A 21,466-nucleotide genomic window follows, 5' to 3' on the forward strand; every position below is an offset into this window, starting at 1 on the left:
ACCTCAGAAGTAGGCTCAAGAGCAAAACCCTTAGACAACATATTTTTTGCAATTTTAGTTTTACCTAATTGAATACCTTATCATCTTATGCTGATGCTCTGCTAAATTTGTCACAAGCCTTGTTCTTATTTCTGTTTTAGTCTTGTTAACAATAATTTCTCCGGCTTTATTTATCACTTTTTTCTATCTTTGTCAAAGTGTAACATAGTACCATTTCTAAGTAATCATAACCTAGCATCACCTTTACTAATTCCAACCTTATTTTTGTAATAACTTCCTATTATGTATATGCTTTAGAAAAAACTCTAATACCTTAATATACCTATTACTAATTTATTGTTGGGAAATAAATCCCATAAATTCTTCAAAACATTTTAGTGTTTCTTTACTATTAGAAAATACAAGCGGTTAACAATAAACTCTTAACTTGAGGATTCTACCTTTAATATTGATCGCAAATAGCCTAAATCCTATGTAATAGGTTCTATCTTATTCATCAGATTTGCGTGAAAATAAAATATCTGAGATAAAACCATTTAAGGATGCTTCCACGAAAAGCTGTGTTTTTTCCACTTCTAAATTAGGAGAATCTATTAGGCAGGTAATAGGGAATTCTCTAATGCTTTACAAAATTATTTTATCATGTTTAGGTTTCTTACCCTGTGCTTGTTCCTCATAATTGTCGGCAGCAACTGCTGAATGTTTAAGGTTATTTTATTAATTTCTAAAAAGAATCTTTGTAGTAGAACTTCTCCTCTTCTAATTACTACATAAGAATCCTGATATTTTCAGCTAAGTTATGTAGTACATAAACATCTTTAATTGAGATTCATTATACCTTGATATACTATTGATATATATCCTGTTTAAAACTTATTTGTTCAGAATTAACTCTTCTTTTATTCCATTAACTTGAAACGCTTTTAGCGCTTTTTTGATATCTTATTTAGTGAGAATAGAGCGTAGTTAATTGTCAACTGTTTCCTGCACAACGACAAGATTGCAAAACTATAGAACAATTATAGCAAGAGTGGCCTTGGAAAGAAATAGGGGCTGTAGTAGCAGGCAAAGGATACAGTACTAGTAGTATTAGGAATTTCATTAAATCAAAAGAAGCGGTGCCTGTCATACCATTAAAAGGGGTTTATTTACCTAATGAGTCTACCTTAACTCCAGAAGATTTTTATGATACTAAACTTTATCGGAAACGACACATTATTGAGAGAATTTTTGGTAGGCTTAAAGAAAATAAACGTATTGCCATGCGATTTGACAAACTTGACTGTACTTGCCTTAGCTTTATCGCTCTTGCTCTTACTAAAGCTTATTATTTATTTTGTTAACAGTGCCATCTTAGCAATAACAATATTGGTGACACGGGAGCTAGTAGACTTGCAGAAGCTTTAAAAAACCATAATATAACTGTACTAAATCTTAATGGGAATAATATTGAAGATGGTGGGGTAGAAGGCTTAGCTATGTTTCTAGAGAATAATAATAGTATATATTGACTATGTCTTACTGAAAATAATATAGGAGTAAAAGGAGCCGGACTACTTGCTAAGGCACTAAAGTATAATAAGTCTATGGAGATACTGGATCTTGCGTGTAATAATCTTGGTGTAGAAGGAGTACAATTGTTAAGCAATCTTCTCGAGCATAACGAAACTCTAACCTCCATAAATCTTGCATATAATGGCATTGGGATAGAAGGAATGGATCTACTTAGCAAAGCTTTACGACATAATAAAGTTCTAAGTGAAATAAATCTTAACAACAACAATATTGGTTATGAGGGAGTAAGTCTACTTATCAAAGGGTTAAAAGCTAATAGCACATTGGATTATATAAAGCTTGAATATAAATTATTATGGAGCAGTGACACTAGCATGGTTTCTAGCAAATAATAGCACTATCAAGTACATAGATCTTGAGGGTAATAATATCGGTGATTTTGGTATTGTTCAACTTGTTAAAGCTCTAGAAATTAACAGAACCATCAAAGAGATAGATTTTGGTTACGTGGATATGAGTAATGATAGGACAATGGAACTAATAAAAATTCTAGAGTCTAATAAAGTTGTCAGCGAAATAACAATAGATTTTGCAGAAAGAATGATTAGTAACGAAATAGGAGAGTTGTTAATTAAAGCTCGAGATATCCACGACAAAAAACTGACTGGTAGTTTGTCTGTGGTTTAACACTATATTAGGAACTAACACTTGATACCGAGCGATCAAGCTCATAATGGAAGAAACAAGCAAAATGCCTTAAAATGAGCGATGAAGCTGTTACAAGAGTTATGGTCGGTACACTCAATGGCGTCTTTAGTACCAGATTAGGAGCGTGACTTTGAAGGATGATGGTTTGTACATTGATGGATCAGATATTGATACCTCGTTTGGAAGAGTATAATTTTTAAACCCCGCTGACTTGTATCAGGTTCACAACTAAGATTAATGTGCAACTATACTACAAGGAGAGCTTTATTATGAACAATGATAATAATACAAGTACATTGCAAATTATCAATCCTGACGCTGCAGGGATTGATATAGGATCAAAATCACATTATGTTTGCGTTCCACAAGATCGGGATAAAGAATGTGTAAGAAAATTTAGCAGTTTTACTGATGACTTATATAAAATGGCAGATTGGCTAAAGAAATGCGGTATTAAAACTATAGCTATGGAGTCAACCGGTGTGTATTGGATACCAGTATTCCAAATACTTGAACAAAGGGGATTTGAAGTGTATTTAGTGAATGCTAAATATGTAAAAAATGTTCCTGGACGCAAAAGTGATGTGCAAGACTCGCAATGGTTGCAAAAACTACATAGTTGTGGTTTGTTACATGCTTCCTTCCGACCTGAGGATAATATTTGTATATTGAGAAGCTATATACGTCAAAGAGAGCGTCTGATCAAAAACTCTACAATGCATGTACTCCGTATGCAAAAAGTTTTAACAGAAATGAATCTACAACTACGTAATGTAATTACTGATATTACAGGTACAACAGGTATGGCAATTATCAGAGCAATTATAGATGGTGAGCATGATCCAGTAAAATATAGCAAAATTGAGAGATGACAGAATCAAAAGTAGTAAAGAGACTATAGTTAAGTCACTTCAAGGCGATATCGTAAAGAACATCTCTTTGTACTGAAGCAAGAATTTGAATTATATATGGGTTATCTGAAAAAAATTGAAGAAATCGATATTCAAATAGAAGAGCATTATAAGGATTTGGTCCCTAAAGGGAATGAAGTAATAAAAGATGATTCAAAGAGATCTCGTAGTAACAGACCTAAATTTAATCTTAAACAAGAACTCTATAAAATGACAGGCATTGATTTTAGTACAATACCTGGTCTTAATGTATTATCCAAACAATCATATCTGAAGTCGGCACGGATATGTCGCAATGGAAGTCAGAAAACCATTTTTCTTCATGGCTGGGTTTAAGCCCTGCTAATAAAATCACTGGTGAAAAAGTTTTTAGTACTAAAAGCAGAAAAGTAATCAACAGAGCTTCTACTGCTTTCAGGATTGCGGCGGCGGCAGGTAAAACCAATACTGCCATTGGATCATTTATGCGTAGAATAAAAATCAGTAAAGGATCTCCTAAAGCTATTACGGCAACTGAAAGATAGCTTGCTTATTTTATAGGTTGTTGAAATTGGGTCAGGTATATGTTGAACAGGGTATGGCACGCTACGAACAAACTTATAAAGCAAAATTAGTATATGGCTTAGAAAAACGAGCAAAAGAATTAGGATTTACTTTAATAGATCAAAGTGCATGAAAATCAATAGGTTACATAGCTGTTGCTTGGAAGAAAAACAACTACAGCTTTGTGATTTACAGAATTGGGAGTAGATGCCACATGGTGTGGTGTCAAGCACTAGAGCAGATGAGCATAATTTGTACAATTATGAACTGTAACTGAAGAATTTACCAACAATTTACTTGGCGAACTAGTTTTAAAATGTGATTTGTACTCCCAAGTTGGCAAATAAAAAAATAGGAAATCGGAGTCTGTCATATAATTTGTGTAAGTTGTAAAGAAACAGAGAAAGCATTACTTTTAAAATACAATATAAACAAAGGTAATAAATATGGCTAAGAAAATAGCAGCTGGCACTAGAAGCGTAGATATAAATAATACGCTAGTCGAGGAAATATTATCACAATCTAATCCTAATGAGTTATTTGGTACGGATGGATTGTTTCAACAATTAAAGAAGCAGGTATTAGAGAGAATACTAGAATATGAGCTAAGTCATGAATTAGGTTATTCAAGGCATAGCAAGGCATCAAAGCAAGATAGCAATCGTCGTAATGGGACGAGTGCGAAGACAATAATAGATGACAGCGGTCAAAAGATAGAACTTGATATTCCAAGAGATAGAGATAATAGGTTTGAGCCTCAATTAATTCCTAAGGGAGTTAGAAGATTCACTGGATTTGATGATAGCGTTATTGCTCTTTATGCAAGAGGTATGACCATGAGTGAGATTCAATCTCATTTAGAGGAAATGTATCATACAGATGTATCCAAAGAGCTTATTTCCAGCATAACCGATGGAGTTATGGATGAGGTAACAAGGTGGCAAGCACGAGTATTGGATAGAATATACCCGATTGTATATTTAGACTGTATCATGGTTAATTATCGTTGCTTTATGCATATCAATAAAGCCACTCTTTTTTCACTCAAGTAAGCACTGTCTTACACGTTCTTGACAGAACTCTTAAGTTTTCTGCAAAGAAGGTATAAGTCTCTTGGAGCTCGTCGATACTATTATTATAGTAGATCTGCATGCGAAATACTATTAGAGACAATAGCTGTCTTGCAGTCTTACTTAGTATCTTACCATTATGAGATGAGAGATTAATCCATTCAGGGGGGATAAAATGACCAACAAAATTATAAAATATAGGAGGATTATTATCTCTATGATCATGTGTTACACAATCAGGAGTAAAATATGAGCAGCATATGGAGTGTGCTAAGCAAGAATAGAATAGAGGGAACCCTTATTTTAACTGGTGGAGCCAGGGGGAATCGAACCCCCGACCTTTTGAATGCCATTCAAACACTCTACCAACTGAGCTATGACCCCAATATAGTCAATTGATTTGGATTCGCCCTGCATTGTCACTCGTCGTTTCGCTCCTGGTGTGCAAATCCCACTGACTTGACTATAACAAATTAATTCCCTTATACTATAATAATAAAACTAAAGCTATAAGATTTTTTTATAAAATTTAATCTTTATTTTGCTAACAATGCCATAGCATCTCTAGAAGAAATTATATTATCTACTAATCCAAATTTTTTTGCTTCTTCCGGTGACATGAAATTATCACGTTCCATACTTTTTTCGATATGTTTTAACTCTTGTCCAGTATGTTTACTATACAATTCGTTAAGTAACCTTTTGATTTTTAGGGTTTCTTGAGCGTGGATTTCTATATCGGTAGCTTGCCCTTTATAACCTCCTGACGGTTGATGGATCATAATACGACTGTGAGGTAAACTATAACGCATCCCCTTCTCGCCCCCGCACAGTAAAAGTGAACCCATAGAACAAGCTTGACCTATGCATAATGTAGCCACTTTAGGTTTTATATATTGCATTGTGTCATAAATCGCAAGGCCTGCGGTTACAACTCCTCCGGGGGAATTGATATATATATATATATCTTTTTTAGGATTTTCTGCTTCAAGAAACAATAATTGTGCAACAATTAAGTTTGCCATATGATCTTCAACAGTACTACATACAAAGATTATACGTTCTTTTAGCAATCTTGAATATATATCATAAGCACGTTCACCGCGTGATGTTGGTTCAATTACTATCGGTACATACGACATTAATATTTTCTCCTGAAATTGATGAATTAAATAGTTTTTCGTCATTACTAGGAGGTTATTTTAATAACCGACTTGGCAACCTCATGAAGTAGCATAGAACTCCTGAGATTGCTTCGTCAAAACTTACAGTTTTTCCTCGCAATGACTTATAGATTATTACTTCTTATCTTCTAAAGCATTAGCAAGTATATCCCCCATATTGGTAGTATTATCACTAGAACCATATTCTTTGAGAGCTTTTTGACGTTCTGCTATTTTATGAGCTTTTACCGATAATAAAATTCTACCTGTTGATTTCTCGATAGAAACAACTTTTGCTTCTATTTCTTCGTCTATTTGAAACATTTCAGGCTTCTGCTCGTCTTTTTTATCCGATAGTTCAGTTCTTTTAATAAAACCTGCTACTTTATTGTTTAATAATACTTCGAGTCCCTCATCTTTAACTTCTGTTATAAGGGCTTTAACTATTGTGCCTTTTTTATATTCATCACTGATTTCTTGATATGGATTCGGCGACAATTGTTTTATACCTAAACTAACTTGTTCTTTTTCAATATTAATGGCTAGAACTTTGCATTCTATTTCGTCACCTTTTTTGTATGATTTTAATAGATCCGTTCCTTTATCTTCCCAGCTAATATCACCTTCGTGAATCATGCCGTCCATATTATTACCGAGTGCAACAAAAATACCGAAATCCGTAATATTTCTAATCGGTGCTTTAATTATAGTACCGACAGGATTATTTTCAGCGAACTTTGTTAAAGGATTTTCTTGGCATTGTTTAATACTTAAAGAAACACGATGCTTTTCAGTATCGACCTCTAAAACTACGAATTCTACTTCTTGTCCTATAGTTAGAGTTTTTCTAGGATTTTGATTAGATTTTAACCAACTAATTTCGCTTGAATGAACAAGTCCCTCAAGCCCGTCTTTTAATTCTATAAACACGCCGTAATCAGCAAAATTTGTAACTTTACCGGTCATTTGTTTACCGACGGGGAATTCTTCTTTAATTGCTTCCCATGGGTTAGAATCAAGTTGTTTTATACCGAGTGATATTCTTTTGGTTTTTTCATCAAACTTAATAACCATTACTTTAACCTTTTGGTTAAATTCTAACACTTCTGAAGGATGGTTAACTCTTACCCAAGAAATATCGGTTAAATGTAATAAACCGTCAACACTTCCAAGATCGATAAACGCACCGTAATCAGTAATATTTTTTACGGTTCCTTCTAATACCATGCCTTCTTTAATTTTAGATAGCATCTCATCTCTCGCTTCGGAACGTGATTCTTCTAAAATAGCTCTTCTTGAAACTACTATATTACCAAGCTTTTTATCCATACTTAAAATTTTAAACGGTTGCTTGATGTTCATTATAGAATTATGATCTTTAATAGGTCTAACGTCAACTTGGCTTCCCGGTAAGAATGCTACTACACCGGATAAATCCACGGTAAAGCCTCCTTTTACGCGACCGAAAATCGTACCGTCGACAAATTCGCCCTTGGAACACATGATTTCTAGTTGTCCCCATAATTCTTCTTTAACTGCTTTTTCACGGCTCAATATCGTTCTGCCGTTACGTCCTTCAATTTTCTCGATGAAAACTTCAACTACGTCCCCAACTTCAGGTAAAGCTAAAAATTCAGACTTAGGTATTCTACCTTCATTTTTTAATCCAACGTCAACAATAATCATATCGTTTTTTATTTCGATTACTTGACCTTTAACTACCGTTTTTTCTTTTATATGACTTGTATCAACGGTTTCAAGCATTTTAGAGAAATCTTCTTCAAATTCGTGATTCATTGCTGCAAGTTGTGGAACAAATCGTTGTTTTAGTTTTATTGACATATTTTTCTCATAATATTAGCTAAAGTGCCTAGGCTAATAAAATTTTTTTGAAAGGTTAATAAAATTGGATGCTCTTGCATGACATATTAGCCATACAACAACGCCATAAAATCGAATAAAATAACCTAGCACTTTTTCAAGTTATTTTAGTCTGTATATAATTTGTTACTTCTGCTACGACTGCCATAGCCGAAAGCTTTGAAGTATCGATAACTAAAGCATTTGAAGCTGGTAATAACGGTGCAGCTTTTCGCTCTTTATCTCTTTTATCTCGCAAAATTATTTGCCGTAAAATCTCATCGAGTATACATGTTTTTCCTTTTGCTTGCAACTGCTTATATCGTCTTTCAGCCCTAATTTGAGGAGTTGCGGTTATAAAAATCTTTAAATCGGAGTCAGGTGCAACAACGGTGCCTATATCCCTACCCTCCATAATCATTCTAGGTGTTGTTTTTACTAGATTAATCAGGTATTTGTTTAGATTATTTCTAATTTCACTTATTACAGCAATTTGCGATGCTATATTTCCTATATTCTCATTCTCTAAGTCAAAATTATTGTCGAGTTTTAATTCTTTAGATAAAGCAATTACCGCATCTATATCAGTGACATCTATTTTTTGACTAATACAGTCAAACGCAAGCTGCCTATAAACAATACTTGACTGAAAATATTTAAGAGAAAATTTCTTGGCCAGTATTAAACCGATGGTCCCTTTACCTGAAGCAGCAGGACCGTCAAGAGAAATAGTGAAATTTTGAGAAATATCAAAGGCTTTAGTTTTTAAATCCACCATAAAATTATAGACTAAATAATAGAAATAAAGCTTAATCTAGTACATTAATGAATTTTAAAAAACAAGGGTTAAAAACTACATATAGATTTAGTAGTACACCCTATGGGGTAATCAACAAATTAATTTTTTGATTTACAGCTTTAGCGTATTTTTGAAGGCTTAAGAAACTAGGAATATGATGTCCGCTTTCCATTCTTGCTATTTGAGCTTGAGAAGTAGACATTTTGTTAGCAACATCCGCCTGAGTCATATTAGATTGCAAGACGAGCCTTTATTAAAGTGCTTGCTATCTCAAATTCCATTTTTCGTTCTTCATAAGCTTTTTTTACTTCAGGGTTTGATAATAACTCTTTTTTAAATTCATCAAAGTTTTTCATTAAAACCTTCCTTTAATCTTAAGTTTTAGCTATTGAAAAATAGCTGTTTTAAGAGTTTTTTCTGTTTTTTTTTTAAATGTATGCAATATAACTATTTTTTTATCCATAGCTAAATAATAGTTCCCAAAGTTTGTCTTCGATATTTTTTGTGTAGGGCATCCCTCTACGTTATGTGGACTAAACTTAATAAACAGTTCACATAGATGTACAAATCAGCTTGTAGATCATAAGTAAGCTTCTGTACTTTTTTCTCTGTAGCATTATTGATAAATTTTATAATCCACTTTGTCATATGTATAATATATCAAGTTTGATATATTATACAACTATTTTTTATCAATATAATCTTTTTAACATATAACTTGAACTAATCAATTGACACTTATCTTAATTGTAAATATTATAAGGTCCATAATTCGATAAAGCCAAAACTACATAAAGATTACAAAAATTATAAGGGTGATTAGCTCAGTTGGTTAGAGCATTACGTTGACATCGTAAAGGTCAGAGGTTCGATTCCCCTATCGCCCACCAGCATAAAATCAAGCTTTTCTTAATCTGATAATTTTACCTCCCTACTCCATATGCTGCTTATATGCTCATCGCGTTTTTAAAAATGGTACTCTAATTCTCTTACTACCTTGACTAAACCTGATGTTTAAGTTGAGGTCTTATGCACACTATATGCTCATCACATTTTACTTCCGATTGTGCAACACGTAATTTTGATGATAAAAATTCAATCATTTTCTATAATTTTGTTGGTAATTTTATCCCACCTGAATGGAGTAATCTCTTATCTCATAACGGAAAAATATTAAGTAAAACTGCAAGGCAGCTTCTCTCTTTAATAGTCTTTCGCTTGCAAATCTACTATAACAATAATATCGATGAACTTCAGGAAACCTATCATTTCTTTGAAGAACACTTGGGAGTTTGTCAAGAACGTGTCAGACAGTGCCTAATTGAATTAGAAAAGAGTGGCTTCATTAAGTTTTATAAAGCAACTATTATTAAATATGGTATTAAATGCCGCAATACTACTTGTATTAAGCTGGCTAGAAATTTCCAACCTGCTTCTAGCAAAATACCACCTGAAAATGAAAAAAATTTTGCACCAACTCCAAAAAACTTTGGGGTCAAGCCCAAAGAAATTTGGCCTCAACCCCAAAAAAGTTTGGATGAGACAATATATATAGATAATAATAAAAATATATCTAATAAATCTAGATCTAGCGAATCTACAATTTTTCAAAATGAAAAAAATATATTTAATCATAATAACCAAGGTCAGTTACAACAACAAAAACGTGCAACAAATTTACAATCCAAAACAGCAAGCTCAACCAATGATCAACAACAAGCTGATAATACCAGTTTATCTAGTGCTAATATCACAACAGGTGCTACAAGGATTAATACTGCACTACAAGTAGTTATTAATAAAATCTCTAAAAAATATGACTCTACACCATCAAATAGCAATAATTCAGTAATTAATGCTGTTAATCATAAAAGCTGGTTCAAAAGAAAAAAATTAACAGATTTCCATCCATTAACCCAAGAAGAGGCTGATTTATTACAGATAAAATCAAATCGAGAATTTAATCTTACTTTTATTAACAAGCTCTTATTGAAACTAGCAGAACAATACCCAGAACATCACTTTGGTCATAAAAAAGTATTTTTAAATTACATGGCTAAAGCTTTAGCTAATGAACTAAGAGAAACTACTCAAGCTAATTGTCAGCAGTTTCAGTTTAAATCTAGCAATGTGTATAAAGTTCAGGAGCAATATCTAGATAAAATAGAAAGCAGTAACAATACTAGCAGACAAGTCCAGTTAAAACGTAAAATAATCAGCGTTTTTGATTCTGATATAGCTTACGAATTACTTAGCTCTTGCTGCTTTATTGGGACAATTGATAATCAATACCAAATAAAACTACTTAAAAATATTATGCTTTCAGAAAATGCACAAGATAAAATACTACAGCAAGTACAAATGATCTATGGTCGTAGTATTGGGAAGTTGAAAATCATACCATTTGCTGAGCTTGAAGAGAAGCAGAATAATATCGAAGATGAAAAACAAAATTATCTATTGCAGCTAAGCAAACAATTAAATCCTGATTCAGTATGGTATAAAGTGAGGAAATTTCTTATTGAACGTTATAACCAATATATTGATTTTGGGGTATTAAGTAAATTAGTAGTGGTAGAGGAAGATATAGTCAACAAAAAGGTAATCCTTAAATCAACAACGGCTTTTAATGATTGTTATGTTAGGAATCGTCATATGCAAGATCTAGAAGAAACTTTTAAGACTCAAGATTATTGCTTTGAATTAATCAAATTTGAATATAACTAAGCTATTGTGGTAATGGATAATTTGTTACTATTACCTCATTAGATATTTTATTATTCTCAGGCATAGAATATTTAACGTTAATAATCTTAATATTAAAATTTTTGTATAAGTTTCTAATAAATGGAGTATTACTATTAGAAATCATTATTTTAACATTTTTATTGTTTAGCTCTAAAGCAAAATCCCGCAGTCTTGTTTGCTCATTTTCATCAAAGGGCAATCTAGTATAGAATTTCTCACCTGATTTATGATAAGGAGGATCAAAATAAACAAAATCCTCTTTTTGTGGTTCAATGAAAGAAAAATCTATAGCACAAATAGATGTGCCAGCTAAAAGCTGACTACATTGTTTTAATCTAAAGGCAAGATCAGATTTACTATAATTCCTACCAGAGAAAGTTTGAGCTGGCTTTCCATCAATATTAATCCGGTAAATGCCTTTAAATGAATATCTATTAAGATAGATAAATCTTGCAGTAATCTTCGCTGGGTCATTACTGTCATTATTACTTCTAACTTGGTAATAATGCTCTTTAGAATGTTTTTCTTTATGAGAGTCTAATAGTTTACTGACCTTATCTGGATTCTTCTTAACTGCGTTATAGGACGTTACTAGCTCTAGATTAATATCAGATAAATAGCATTGTTTAAATTTATCTCTAACTTGAAAAAATAAAGCCCCACCACCAAGAAATGGTTCATAGTAGTTGTTTAATTTTGCAGGAATAAATTTAATTAATTGATCAACTATTTTTCTTTTACCGCCAACCCATTGTAGAAATGGTTGTGTTTTGTTTGAGTTGTTTACTGACATGAAATTATTATTAAAATATTTATACTAATAATTATAGTATAAAGTATGCTTAAATGCCAGCAAAATACCATATTCAAGGGAATTTTTGATGTTTTTTGTAGCATAATTAATGCTACTTTGGATTTAGATGTAATAAATTAAAGAATTAAGCTAATAAACAATAGTAATTTAGCTGTGTCTCATTTGTGCAGCTGTTTGTTTAATTGTATAAAAATCTGTCAAAAAAGCTCTTAAATCCTCTGTACTTCGTAGAATTGTGGTGATATTTGTCCTTGATGAGAGCTGTATAGTGCAGTTCTGAGTTCAGAGGCTAAGTTAAAAACTACAAGATTTTATCTCCTTAACCTCTGAGCTGTTTTCTTAACTTTAACAGCAAGGAAATGCTATGACAATTAATAATCAAAATCAACCAAAAGATAATCATAATATTACTAATCTTACTAAAACAAATTGGAACCTTCAATTATCGCCCATATCTGTCACATTAATACCATATCAACAAGAAGAGAATATCATTAACTCGACGATCACAGATTATACTGATATAATTAAATATAAATTAGAACTACAAGAAGCAAATAATAAATTGAAAGAATCTGTGTTATTTAAAAGAGATGTTATGCAAAATATAGTACATGGATTAAAGATTCCATGTAACGGAATTTTTTCATTAGTAACAGCTCTTTATGAAATAGAAGATAATCCTGAAAAAAAGGATTATTTAGCTAGTGTGGTAAGTTATGCTGAAGAATTACTGGATTATTATAACAACATATTTAGTTATCTACAGAATAATTCTGGATTACCTCCTATAGTTTTAAATAAGTTTGATCCAAAACAGTTGGTAAATAAGATTATTGATAAAGCGATGCCAATAGCTCAACGTAAGGGATTAAATTTATCTTGTAATTTTCAGTATGATTTAACAAATGCTATAATTAGTGATACTTATCGAATAGGGGCAATATTAGAGCAGTTAATAGATAACGCTATTAAATTTACTAAAGAAGGCAAAGTTGTGGTAACAGTGAACATGTTTGCTATTAGTCCAGCCGTTTCAGAATCAGAACAACAAAATAGAGAGATGGTATTCCAACTTATGGTGCATGATAGTGGTATTGGTCTGTCTCAAGAAATCAGGCAACATCTTCATGAAAAGATTGATAAATTTGATGTTGCTATGCAATATCATGGGCTTGGATCAGGATTAAGTTTTGTAAAACGTCTAATTGGTGAGTTAAATGGAGAGATTGAAGTAACAAGTGAAAAAGGTAAAAGTACTACTATCGTCTGTAATATACCAATTAAGTTACCTCTTCTTGATGATCTGATTTATGATACATAATGTTGATATTGATAAGGTTTTGATGATTATGCATTAACGAATAATGATGATTTTCTTGATTATTGTTCTTTACTTGTTACACTTAAGCAAATTATAGTAAGGAAGGATATATGGCAAGAAGTCAAGAAAATCATCAAAAAACTATAGATCCTATTATAGGAAAGTTAAAACCTAAAGGTATAGATCTTGAGCTAGACAAAATAAAAATTACAGATTTATTAAATTGCCGATATAGTAAAAGGTTATTAACGAAGATCATGCTTATTAATAAGATTTCTAAGAACAAAGTTGATCTTAGTAAAATTCAAAAAGCAATTTATTTTGCTAAAAAATATCATGGTGGGCAAAAACGAGCAACAGGAGAATTTTATTATTCACATCCTTTAGAAGTAGCATATATGGTGTCTGATTATTTATTTAGAACAGATATCATAGTCACTAGCATATTGCACGACTGTATTGAAGATACGTTACTTACTAAAGAAATGATTATAAAAGAATTTGGTTATAAAATTGCCAATCAAGTTGAAGATTTAACACGAGTTAAAAATGATAAAAAAATTAGTTCAGTAGAAATAGTTAAAATATTATATCAGCAAAAGAAAGAAGAGTTGCTATTAATTAAATTATTTGATCGATTACATAATATACAAACAGTCGGAGCTAAAATTCCTGAGAAAGGATGGAAAACAATTTTAGAGACTTTACAATTTTTCTTAACTATTGCTACTTATCTTAAGGTACCGAGAGTTGCAAGACAATTATATACACATTGCTTAAATATAGCTGCAAATTACAAAAAATTAAATGTACTGAGAGTGTTGCAAGATAAAATTTTTATTTCAGAATGAAAGTATTATGATTTCAGGATATAGATTTTATAGTGTGGTTAAAAATTTTTTATCTTGCAACACTTTCACAGATGCTTAAGTTAAATAATGTTATATCAAAATATCACCAATAATTCATGCATTAATCAAGCTTTAGAGTTATACCATCAATACTGCTCTGATAAAACAACAACCTATCCTGACCAAATACATACCATTACAAAAGCATTACAACTAGATTCTTCCTCATTCACAGCAGTACTATTACATAAAAATATACAACATCTTAATCTAGAAGATTATAATCATTTTAATAATAATATTATATATCTAGTTGATGTTATTAATAAATTATCTACTATTCACTATAAACCATATGCTGAGCAATATATTCATTTTCATGAGCTGTTACTAACTATTAATCCCAAACTACAGGAAACGGCAATATTAACTTCGCTTGTTCCATTATTACATAAGGTGAGTATCTTTAACCTTGAGTATAATAATACCGATGCTCAGCATATATCAGAGATCATCACTAATTATTATATCCCTTATCTTTTATCATATACAGCACACAATGACCTTGCTTATCTTTTACAAGATTTATGTTTTAAGATTCAATATCCTGAAGAACGTAATAGAATTCTTCATTATATGAATTGGCTATATCCTGACATAGATAATATAATTCACAATATAGAACAGCAATTCAGAAATATATTTAGAAAACTAAATATAAAAGCAAGCCTAAGCTACAGAATTAAGTCCCCATATTCTATATGGATAAAAACACTTGTTAAAGATATCCATATTACAGCACTTAATGATATTTTGGCTTTTAGAGCAATTGTACCAAATAAAAAAGCATGTTACGATTTTTCTAAATTAATTCATCTACATTATAATACCATAACATCACAGTTTGTTGATTATATTAGATATCCCAAGAATAATGGATATCAATCAATACATTTAGTCATATCAGGTGGTAGTAATAAAGGTAATATTGAACTTCAAATACGCTCTACCACTATGCATAGGCAAACACAATACGGTAGTGCACATCACACTTATAAAGTAAATAAGTATTATATATCTCGTACTAATAATAATGTCAGTGTAATATTATGTAATATTACATTAAGTTATAGTAATAGGATACTCAATGTTGATATAAGCATCGTAACTATTACCAGTAAAATAATCAATAACGTGAGTACTTATAATACTTTTGCTTCATTTACCCACACTCAACATAGTACTCATTTTGTTATCAATAACACTACAACATGCACATTGTCTCATACCACCACCCCAGAATATATAACGTATTATAATAATAATTTATCACTTTTGATAAAAGACACTAATACTATACCTTACAACTTTTCTCTAAATATAAATCTCAATTTGCGTAATATTTTAGAATATAAATTAGTACCTTTAGCAGTAGTACAGATTCCGGCAAGTAATCTATTATTCGAACATAATAGTGTTTTTATTAACATCACTTACAAATCAATATTAGCTGAATGTGCTTTTCCGGCAACTATAACTTATACAAAGAGATATGAAGATTCCAATATCAGATCAATATTTAAGCCACCCTCACCAAAAACAGATATAATTAACACAACATACAATACATTATTGGCTACCATAAACGATAAAGTTGTTTTGGAACAATATGGTCAAAAGGAATTTTTATCAACTACTATAAACACAAACATTACTCAAATGCTTCCTATAATAACCTTATTAGTAGATCCATCAGAGCTGAATAAGAGAATAAATGATATATCAGATAGTAATAAGGACCAGTTATTACATCTTGGACTTCAACTTGGCTGTGTAGAATCAGTGCCATTATTAATCACACATGGTGCTAATCCTAATGCTACAAATTGTCATGGTGTAATATCATTACACTGTGCTGCTAAGAATGGTAACTTAGATTTAGCGAAATTATTAGCTAAAAATGGTGCTGATGTTAATGCTAAAACTGATCGTATCGAAACACCATTGCACTATGCTGTTAAGTCTGGTAACTTATACTCAGTAAAGTGGTTGATTGAAAATCAAGCTAATATTCATGCTAAAACCGATAATGGTGAAACAGTATTACACTTTGCTGTTAGTTTTGGTAGCTCAGATTTAGTATACTTACTAATTGCCTATGGTGCTGATGTTAATGCTAAAACTGATAATGGTCTAACAGCATTACACTATGCAGTTTATGATGGTAACTTATATTTAGTACAATTGCTAATTTCCTATGGTGCCGATGTTAATGCTAAAACTAATAGTGGTGAAACAATATTATGTTCTGCAGTTGATTATGGTAGCCCAGATTTAGTATACTTACTAATTGCCTATGGTGCTGATGTTAATGCTAAAACCGATAATGGTCTAACAGCATTACACTATGCTGTTGAGTCTGGTAACTTAGATTTAGTATCTTTGCTAATTCACAATGGTGCTGATGTCAGTACTAAAAATAATAGTGGTGAAACAGTATTAAACATTATTATGGAGTTTAACAATTGTAATATTTTAAAATCTTTCATATTAGGCGGTGCAGACATTAATTTAGCAACAATGTTACCAGATGATCAGACAGACAGTATAATCAATTTGTGCGGTGATTTACGTATCAGTTAAATTGTGGAATATAGTGGGGAAAATGTGTGATTTATAGACATAGTTATAAATGTAAGATCAAAGTATATGAAGTTACAACTAACTTTTATTCTTTAAACTCTAGTTTCGCAAGAGATCTAATATAATAAAATCCTTTGATGCTGTTATACCAATAGATGGTTTAACAAGACTCAGTAATTATGATGTTGGTATACAAGATAAACAACAATAAAATAACTGTTTTGTTAATAATGAATTTGTTTTTACGGTTCAACAAGATAACTTTTTTATAAAACCAACAGAGTTAACAGGAGATATTGTATCATATACTACTTAAAAAAAATGCCAAGAATAGAGCTATTGCTTATGTTCTCTAAATAATGAGGCAACTCTGTAATGAGGTTTTTAGATAATGGTAAAATAGAGATTGATAACAATGTTGCTGAACGAGCATAGTGGTAGGTATGAAAAACTGACTTTTTTGTTGGATCATATGCTGGTGGAGAAATCACAGCTGTTATATATAACATATAATTATATAATCAAAAGATATAGGATTACTTGGAAAATTTAGGTAAAAAGTATTGAAAATAATTAATAAGCATTAATGAAAAAGATAGAAGGTTATCAAACAAATTTTGAGATATGTATTTATGCTAAGAAGTTATTAGATAAAGTAATATATTTAAATAGTGTAGTAAAAGTACCACCAGTGAGTGTATTGGAGGTAAAGAAAGCTATATACTATGCTAAGAAATATCATGGTAGTCAGATGCGTCAATCAGGAGAACCATTTTATTCACATCCGATAGAAGTAGCATATATGATATCAGATTACTTATTTAGAACAGATATACTAGTAACTAGTATATTGCACGATACTATAGAGGATACAGAACTTACCAAGGAGAAAATATTACAAGAATTTGGAGAGAAGATAGCCAATCAAGTAATGGATTTGACTAGGATTAAGGAGAATGGTATAAAGAGTAGTTCTGCTGAAATGGTAGAGACGTTATACAAAGAGAAGAAACATGATATACTTCTGATAAAGTTATTTGATAGACTGCATAATATACAGACAATAGGTGCTAAATCTCCTGAAAAAGCTAAAAAAATTATAACTGAAACTTTAATAAGTTTTATTGTTTTGATGCCTTACCTTGGAATTTCATCATTAGAAAAACACTTTTATCGATTATGTTTAAATGCTACACATCAAAATAGATTAAAGGAAAATACATTGTTCACTAATAATCTTAGAAAATTTTGGAGTTATTTTAAACACAACACTGAAGCTATAAATATAATTTAGCATACTACTTGATTATTTATAGAATAGATTATTTTGGTAGTAATTGAAATACTTTATGCTTTAGGTTAATTCTATTAAATGTATATATTACATGAATTTCATTGTTATCAGGACTCATAATAATAATAGCAGGATATGAATATTCTTCAGATGTAATGTTACTATATTCGATATCACCTTCCGGATAAGTAGAATTTTTAATAACGATAGGGTACCAGTTTAATCCTTCATCGTAGGATATAGCTAAGCTTAATATATTACGTGATTTGAGATGATTGATTACTCGATTATATGCAAGTAGTAATGTATCATCACCTAAATTAATGGCATCAATGGCACTATCAGGGTTTAATAAGTTTACTGGTTCTAAATTACTCCAATATATTCCTTTATTTATGGATATTGATCTGTGTATGTAAGTAGACATTAAGGCATCAGTTTTTCTAGGTCTTACTAACATTATGATTTTATTTGGTAAATTACTACTAACTAAAGTTGGCTGTATAAAACCTCTGTAACCTTTTTGAAAAATTTTAGGGTTGGATGGTAATATAGGATTACTTAAATTCCATGTATGTAAATCTGATGAATATTCTATATATGAAAAATCATCAATACAACTTTCTCGAGAACACGGAGATAAAATATTATTTTTATAAATTAGTGGCTTATTACGTGCTGGTCCTAGAATACCATGTAATAGTTCTGGTTTTTGCCATGTTAATCCTCGATCATAAGAACGAGATAGTATTCCACTCCATGTTCTTGGATAAGGTCCAATTTTACTAAAAATTAGCAACTGATTATTAAAGAAAGTTATTACTGGATTTCCACAACTGATTATCCCATTATCTTGTTTAAGAGGAATATGATGATCACGAAAATATTGCGGTGAAACGATTCTTTCTGGAGTAGTCCATTGATAATGATTATTACTTTTAAATCCTAAACTAATCCAAATGCTATTATTTTCTTCTGACTTACCTGATTCAGATCGTGTTTTACCAAAAAATGATGTTATTAATTTTTTATCATCAAAAGCAAATATGGTCGCAGCATGAACATCTTTTAGATCTGAATTATTTAAAATAAATTCTTCTATTTTTGTTTCTAAAATAAACATGATGTTTTATTTTTTTCTAAATTATTGAAATAATTTAATCCAAGTGTAAATCCTATTATTATTGGAAATAGTATTATTTGTATTCCCCAATGGCTAAAATATTTTGTTAAATATACAAGACCAAAAGATATAATAATATTCATGGAAACAGTCGATAAAGCAAAAATTATACTTGCTGTTCTAAAGCGTTTAAAAACTGGAAAATGTTTTAGAAAAATTGGCATAGCTGGATTGGCACTAAGAAAAAATAACATTACAAATGATTGAATTAAGAACAAATGAACAGAAGTAGTAATATTATTTAGTAAATAAGGACAAATGAGAGCAAAAATAAAAAATATTACTAATTTAATCTTAAGAATTTTTAATGGGTATATAATATAACTTAAATAAGTTAATATTAAATAAGCACAAAAATTTACTATTGCGACAATGAAATTGTGATGAATAACCTGTTCTGCTGTAAAATTAAAAGAATTTCTTAAAATTTCACCACAATAAATATAAGTAAAATAAAAACATATTGGCCAACCACATGATATTAATAATAAAAAGAAGACTGTTTTTAGATTTACACTTTCATTGTAAATAAGATTATCTTTTAATGGATTATCTGTAGTTTTTTGTATTAAAGTAATATTTTTCTTAACACGACGTTTTGCATCAGCAAATTCAGGAGTTTCTCGTAAAGCAGTTCTAGCAACTGCTCCAACAACTGCTATTATAGTTCCAAGCCAAAACGCTATACGCCAATTAAATCCAAATGAGGTGACTAAAGATGCAACAGCTAAGGCTATCATTCCTCCTAAATTAGCAAATACTGATGTCATTAAAACAATAGGATATTGTATAGGAGGTTTTGTTATTTCTAGTAAGTATAGTTGTGCTCCAACTATTTCACCCATAGAAGATAGACCTTGAATAATACGACATGTTATAACTATCACAGTAGCAATGAGTCCTTTTTCAGCATAAGTTGGGACAAGAGCCATTGCAAGACATGAAGACGACATTAAGAATGTAGTAATAATTACAGTTGCTTTACGACCAATCATATCACCAACTAAGCCAAAAATTATGGCTCCAACAGGTCTCATCACATAAGTGGAACAAAATGCAAAAGCAGAGTAAATAGCTTGAGTATGAGGGTCTGCTTTAGGAAAAAATAACTCATTAAGTAAAACTGTCATGTGAACATAGAGCATCAAATCAAAATATTCTAAAAATGTTCCAATTGATAATAATCCTACAGCTTTTTTTTGTTCTGTTGTTAATGAAGTAAATGTTCCTTCATTATGTTTAATATATTCTATCATTACTTAACTGTTTTAAATACCATATAATGGTATCAGATGATATACAATTTATCTACTCTTTAATTTAAATATTAAAAATTTTTATATATGATATTAATATTAAATTATCTTAATTCGTGATTATCAAAAATATTTTTGCCGATTTTAGTCCACTGATCTTGGATATTAGGATTTTGTATTAATTTTTCTTTTAAAGAAACAAAAGCTCCTAGTAAACTGTTAGTGGGTAAATCATCAAGTTTAGCTTTAACAACTAAGCAGCCGATTTCAATTAAACGACGGGTACGAGCTTTTCGTTCTTGAATTTTAAGTCTTGCTTCTTCAGTAATAATTTTAGCTTTTTTTTGTTCTAATTTTAATCTACGTTTTATGACATTATCCATATAGATAATTTGCATTTTTGATTGTTATAATCATCATGAATCATCAATAAATTATGGAAGTCAACTGCATAATAATAAGTGCTAAGAAATTCTGCAAATTTTTTCTTGAACAGATCAATATTGGATACAATTTTTAAGCTTGCAAAGTCCAGTATAGTGGTAAAATAGAAAGCCATTTAAAATCAAAATATCTCCATACCTAACCGCACCAGTAAAACTAAATCAATAAAAACAAATAAAGATGATTACCATTATTCAAGACCTATAAAGAAGTAACCTATAAAGAAGTAGCAGAGAGGAGAGTTCTCTCCTTGTTTGTAAAAACAGGGAGAGACGCAATATATAAACTATCGTTTATTGCGTGCTGATTTGTTGCTGATTCAATAGATGATGAAAAACAT

18 protein-coding genes, 2 tRNA genes and 2 pseudogenes are annotated in these 21,466 nt (G+C 30.7%); 13 read left to right on the forward strand and 9 right to left on the reverse strand.

Features of this window, described 5'->3' with window-relative positions; all coding sequences use genetic code 11:
* Positions 1 to 1,100: 1,100 nt before the first annotated feature.
* The 6 genes and pseudogenes from A3305_RS00045 (at position 1,101) to A3305_RS00070 (ending at position 4,729) form a co-directional block, all read left to right on the forward strand.
* Positions 1,101 to 1,343 carry a transposase gene (locus A3305_RS00045; RefSeq protein WP_041860522.1) on the forward strand — a complete coding sequence of 81 codons (243 nt, stop codon included), beginning with the start codon at positions 1,101 to 1,103 and terminating at the stop codon, positions 1,341 to 1,343.
* A 24-nt stretch (positions 1,344 to 1,367) separates the two neighbouring features.
* Positions 1,368 to 1,511: a hypothetical protein gene (locus A3305_RS11720; protein WP_081120951.1), complete on the forward strand. Its 144-nt coding sequence runs from the start codon at positions 1,368 to 1,370 to the stop codon at positions 1,509 to 1,511.
* A 75-nt stretch (positions 1,512 to 1,586) separates the two neighbouring features.
* Entirely contained in the window at positions 1,587 to 1,907 is a 321-nt protein-coding gene (locus A3305_RS00055; protein ID WP_014392509.1) for a hypothetical protein, read from the forward strand.
* Positions 1,879 to 2,202: a leucine-rich repeat domain-containing protein gene (locus tag A3305_RS00060; protein ID WP_045800412.1), complete on the forward strand. Its 324-nt coding sequence runs from the start codon at positions 1,879 to 1,881 to the stop codon at positions 2,200 to 2,202. Before A3305_RS00055 ends, A3305_RS00060 begins: the two co-directional genes overlap by 29 nt.
* Positions 2,203 to 2,492: 290 nt before the next feature.
* A pseudogene (locus A3305_RS00065) lies at positions 2,493 to 3,810 on the forward strand (IS110 family transposase).
* Between the two features lie 313 nt (positions 3,811 to 4,123).
* The gene (locus A3305_RS00070) at positions 4,124 to 4,729 is read left to right on the forward strand and encodes an IS256 family transposase (RefSeq protein ID WP_014392514.1); all 606 of its coding nucleotides are present in this window, start codon (positions 4,124 to 4,126) and stop codon (positions 4,727 to 4,729) included.
* Between the two features lie 326 nt (positions 4,730 to 5,055).
* Here the strand turns inward: A3305_RS00070 and A3305_RS00080 are convergent.
* The 5 genes and pseudogenes from A3305_RS00080 to A3305_RS11350 all read right to left on the reverse strand — a co-directional run bounded on the left by A3305_RS00080 (position 5,056) and on the right by A3305_RS11350 (position 8,925).
* Positions 5,056 to 5,131: transfer RNA gene (locus tag A3305_RS00080), tRNA-Ala, on the reverse strand.
* A gap of 152 nt (positions 5,132 to 5,283) precedes the next feature.
* Positions 5,284 to 5,889: an ATP-dependent Clp endopeptidase proteolytic subunit ClpP gene (clpP, locus tag A3305_RS00085; protein WP_014392515.1), complete on the reverse strand. Its 606-nt coding sequence runs from the start codon at positions 5,887 to 5,889 to the stop codon at positions 5,284 to 5,286.
* A 156-nt stretch (positions 5,890 to 6,045) separates the two neighbouring features.
* A complete protein-coding gene (locus tag A3305_RS00090) occupies positions 6,046 to 7,752 on the reverse strand; it encodes a 30S ribosomal protein S1 (RefSeq protein ID WP_014392516.1) in 1,707 nt (568 codons plus the stop codon).
* Positions 7,753 to 7,888: 136 nt separating this feature from the next.
* Positions 7,889 to 8,548, reverse strand: a complete 660-nt coding sequence (gene cmk, locus A3305_RS00095) for a (d)CMP kinase (protein WP_014392517.1) — start codon at positions 8,546 to 8,548, stop codon at positions 7,889 to 7,891.
* Between the two features lie 100 nt (positions 8,549 to 8,648).
* Positions 8,649 to 8,925, reverse strand: a pseudogene (locus A3305_RS11350) (helix-turn-helix transcriptional regulator).
* Between the two features lie 457 nt (positions 8,926 to 9,382).
* Here A3305_RS11350 and A3305_RS00110 point away from each other — a divergent pair.
* Positions 9,383 to 9,459 (forward strand) — tRNA-Val (locus A3305_RS00110).
* Positions 9,460 to 9,598: 139 nt separating this feature from the next.
* Positions 9,599 to 11,296, forward strand: coding sequence for a hypothetical protein (locus A3305_RS00115; protein WP_014392520.1), 1,698 nt, complete (start codon positions 9,599 to 9,601; stop codon positions 11,294 to 11,296).
* A gap of 1 nt (position 11,297) precedes the next feature.
* Here the strand turns inward: A3305_RS00115 and A3305_RS00120 are convergent, their stop codons facing one another.
* Positions 11,298 to 12,110, reverse strand: coding sequence for a DNA adenine methylase (locus A3305_RS00120; RefSeq protein ID WP_014392521.1), 813 nt, complete (start codon positions 12,108 to 12,110; stop codon positions 11,298 to 11,300).
* A gap of 385 nt (positions 12,111 to 12,495) precedes the next feature.
* Between A3305_RS00120 and A3305_RS00125 the strand changes: the two genes are divergently transcribed.
* The 5 genes from A3305_RS00125 to A3305_RS00140 all read left to right on the forward strand — a co-directional run bounded on the left by A3305_RS00125 (position 12,496) and on the right by A3305_RS00140 (position 18,243).
* Positions 12,496 to 13,455, forward strand: a complete 960-nt coding sequence (locus A3305_RS00125; protein WP_014392522.1) for a sensor histidine kinase — start codon at positions 12,496 to 12,498, stop codon at positions 13,453 to 13,455.
* 110 nt (positions 13,456 to 13,565) lie between these two features.
* Entirely contained in the window at positions 13,566 to 14,306 is a 741-nt protein-coding gene (locus A3305_RS00130; RefSeq protein WP_014392523.1) for an HD domain-containing protein, read from the forward strand.
* Positions 14,307 to 14,393: 87 nt separating this feature from the next.
* Complete coding sequence (locus A3305_RS00135) at positions 14,394 to 16,949, forward strand: ankyrin repeat domain-containing protein (RefSeq protein ID WP_014392524.1); 2,556 nt, start codon at positions 14,394 to 14,396, stop codon at positions 16,947 to 16,949.
* A 375-nt stretch (positions 16,950 to 17,324) separates the two neighbouring features.
* Positions 17,325 to 17,384, forward strand: coding sequence for a hypothetical protein (locus tag A3305_RS11725; protein WP_134820363.1), 60 nt, complete (start codon positions 17,325 to 17,327; stop codon positions 17,382 to 17,384).
* Positions 17,385 to 17,535: 151 nt separating this feature from the next.
* Positions 17,536 to 18,243 carry an HD domain-containing protein gene (locus tag A3305_RS00140; protein WP_014392525.1) on the forward strand — a complete coding sequence of 236 codons (708 nt, stop codon included), beginning with the start codon at positions 17,536 to 17,538 and terminating at the stop codon, positions 18,241 to 18,243.
* Between the two features lie 28 nt (positions 18,244 to 18,271).
* On the opposite strand, the gene A3305_RS00145 is transcribed toward A3305_RS00140, so the two are convergent.
* From A3305_RS00145 to A3305_RS00155, 3 genes are all read right to left on the reverse strand, one after another.
* On the reverse strand, positions 18,272 to 19,366 hold the full coding sequence (locus A3305_RS00145) for an exo-alpha-sialidase (RefSeq protein WP_014392526.1): 1,095 nt from the start codon (positions 19,364 to 19,366) through the stop codon (positions 18,272 to 18,274).
* Positions 19,354 to 20,682 carry an MFS transporter gene (locus tag A3305_RS00150; RefSeq protein ID WP_014392527.1) on the reverse strand — a complete coding sequence of 443 codons (1,329 nt, stop codon included), beginning with the start codon at positions 20,680 to 20,682 and terminating at the stop codon, positions 19,354 to 19,356. The genes A3305_RS00145 and A3305_RS00150 overlap by 13 nt, the downstream gene beginning before the upstream one ends.
* Before the next feature lie 104 nt (positions 20,683 to 20,786).
* Positions 20,787 to 21,080, reverse strand: a complete 294-nt coding sequence (locus A3305_RS00155) for a conjugal transfer protein TraD (protein ID WP_041860523.1) — start codon at positions 21,078 to 21,080, stop codon at positions 20,787 to 20,789.
* Between the last annotated feature and the right edge of the window lie 386 nt (positions 21,081 to 21,466).

It is taken from the genome of Rickettsia amblyommatis (assembly GCF_002078335.1).
Taxonomy (GTDB): Bacteria; Pseudomonadota; Alphaproteobacteria; order Rickettsiales; family Rickettsiaceae; genus Rickettsia; species Rickettsia rickettsii.

Excerpts from the sequence above, each read along its gene's own strand:
- A3305_RS00055 (WP_014392509.1), top strand. The coding sequence starts at position 1,587 with ATGGAGATACTGGATCTTGCGTGTAATAATCTTGGTGTAGAAGGAGTA.
- A3305_RS00070 (WP_014392514.1), top strand. The coding sequence starts at position 4,124 with ATGGCTAAGAAAATAGCAGCTGGCACTAGAAGCGTAGATATAAATAAT.
- clpP (WP_014392515.1), bottom strand. The coding sequence starts at position 5,889 with ATGTCGTATGTACCGATAGTAATTGAACCAACATCACGCGGTGAACGT.
- A3305_RS00090 (WP_014392516.1), bottom strand. The coding sequence starts at position 7,752 with ATGTCAATAAAACTAAAACAACGATTTGTTCCACAACTTGCAGCAATG.
- cmk (WP_014392517.1), bottom strand. The coding sequence starts at position 8,548 with ATGGTGGATTTAAAAACTAAAGCCTTTGATATTTCTCAAAATTTCACT.
- A3305_RS00115 (WP_014392520.1), top strand. The coding sequence starts at position 9,599 with ATGCACACTATATGCTCATCACATTTTACTTCCGATTGTGCAACACGT.
- A3305_RS00120 (WP_014392521.1), bottom strand. The coding sequence starts at position 12,110 with ATGTCAGTAAACAACTCAAACAAAACACAACCATTTCTACAATGGGTT.
- A3305_RS00125 (WP_014392522.1), top strand. The coding sequence starts at position 12,496 with ATGACAATTAATAATCAAAATCAACCAAAAGATAATCATAATATTACT.
- A3305_RS00130 (WP_014392523.1), top strand. The coding sequence starts at position 13,566 with ATGGCAAGAAGTCAAGAAAATCATCAAAAAACTATAGATCCTATTATA.
- A3305_RS00135 (WP_014392524.1), top strand. The coding sequence starts at position 14,394 with ATGTTATATCAAAATATCACCAATAATTCATGCATTAATCAAGCTTTA.
- A3305_RS00140 (WP_014392525.1), top strand. The coding sequence starts at position 17,536 with ATGAAAAAGATAGAAGGTTATCAAACAAATTTTGAGATATGTATTTAT.
- A3305_RS00145 (WP_014392526.1), bottom strand. The coding sequence starts at position 19,366 with ATGTTTATTTTAGAAACAAAAATAGAAGAATTTATTTTAAATAATTCA.
- A3305_RS00150 (WP_014392527.1), bottom strand. The coding sequence starts at position 20,682 with ATGATAGAATATATTAAACATAATGAAGGAACATTTACTTCATTAACA.
- A3305_RS00155 (WP_041860523.1), bottom strand. The coding sequence starts at position 21,080 with ATGCAAATTATCTATATGGATAATGTCATAAAACGTAGATTAAAATTA.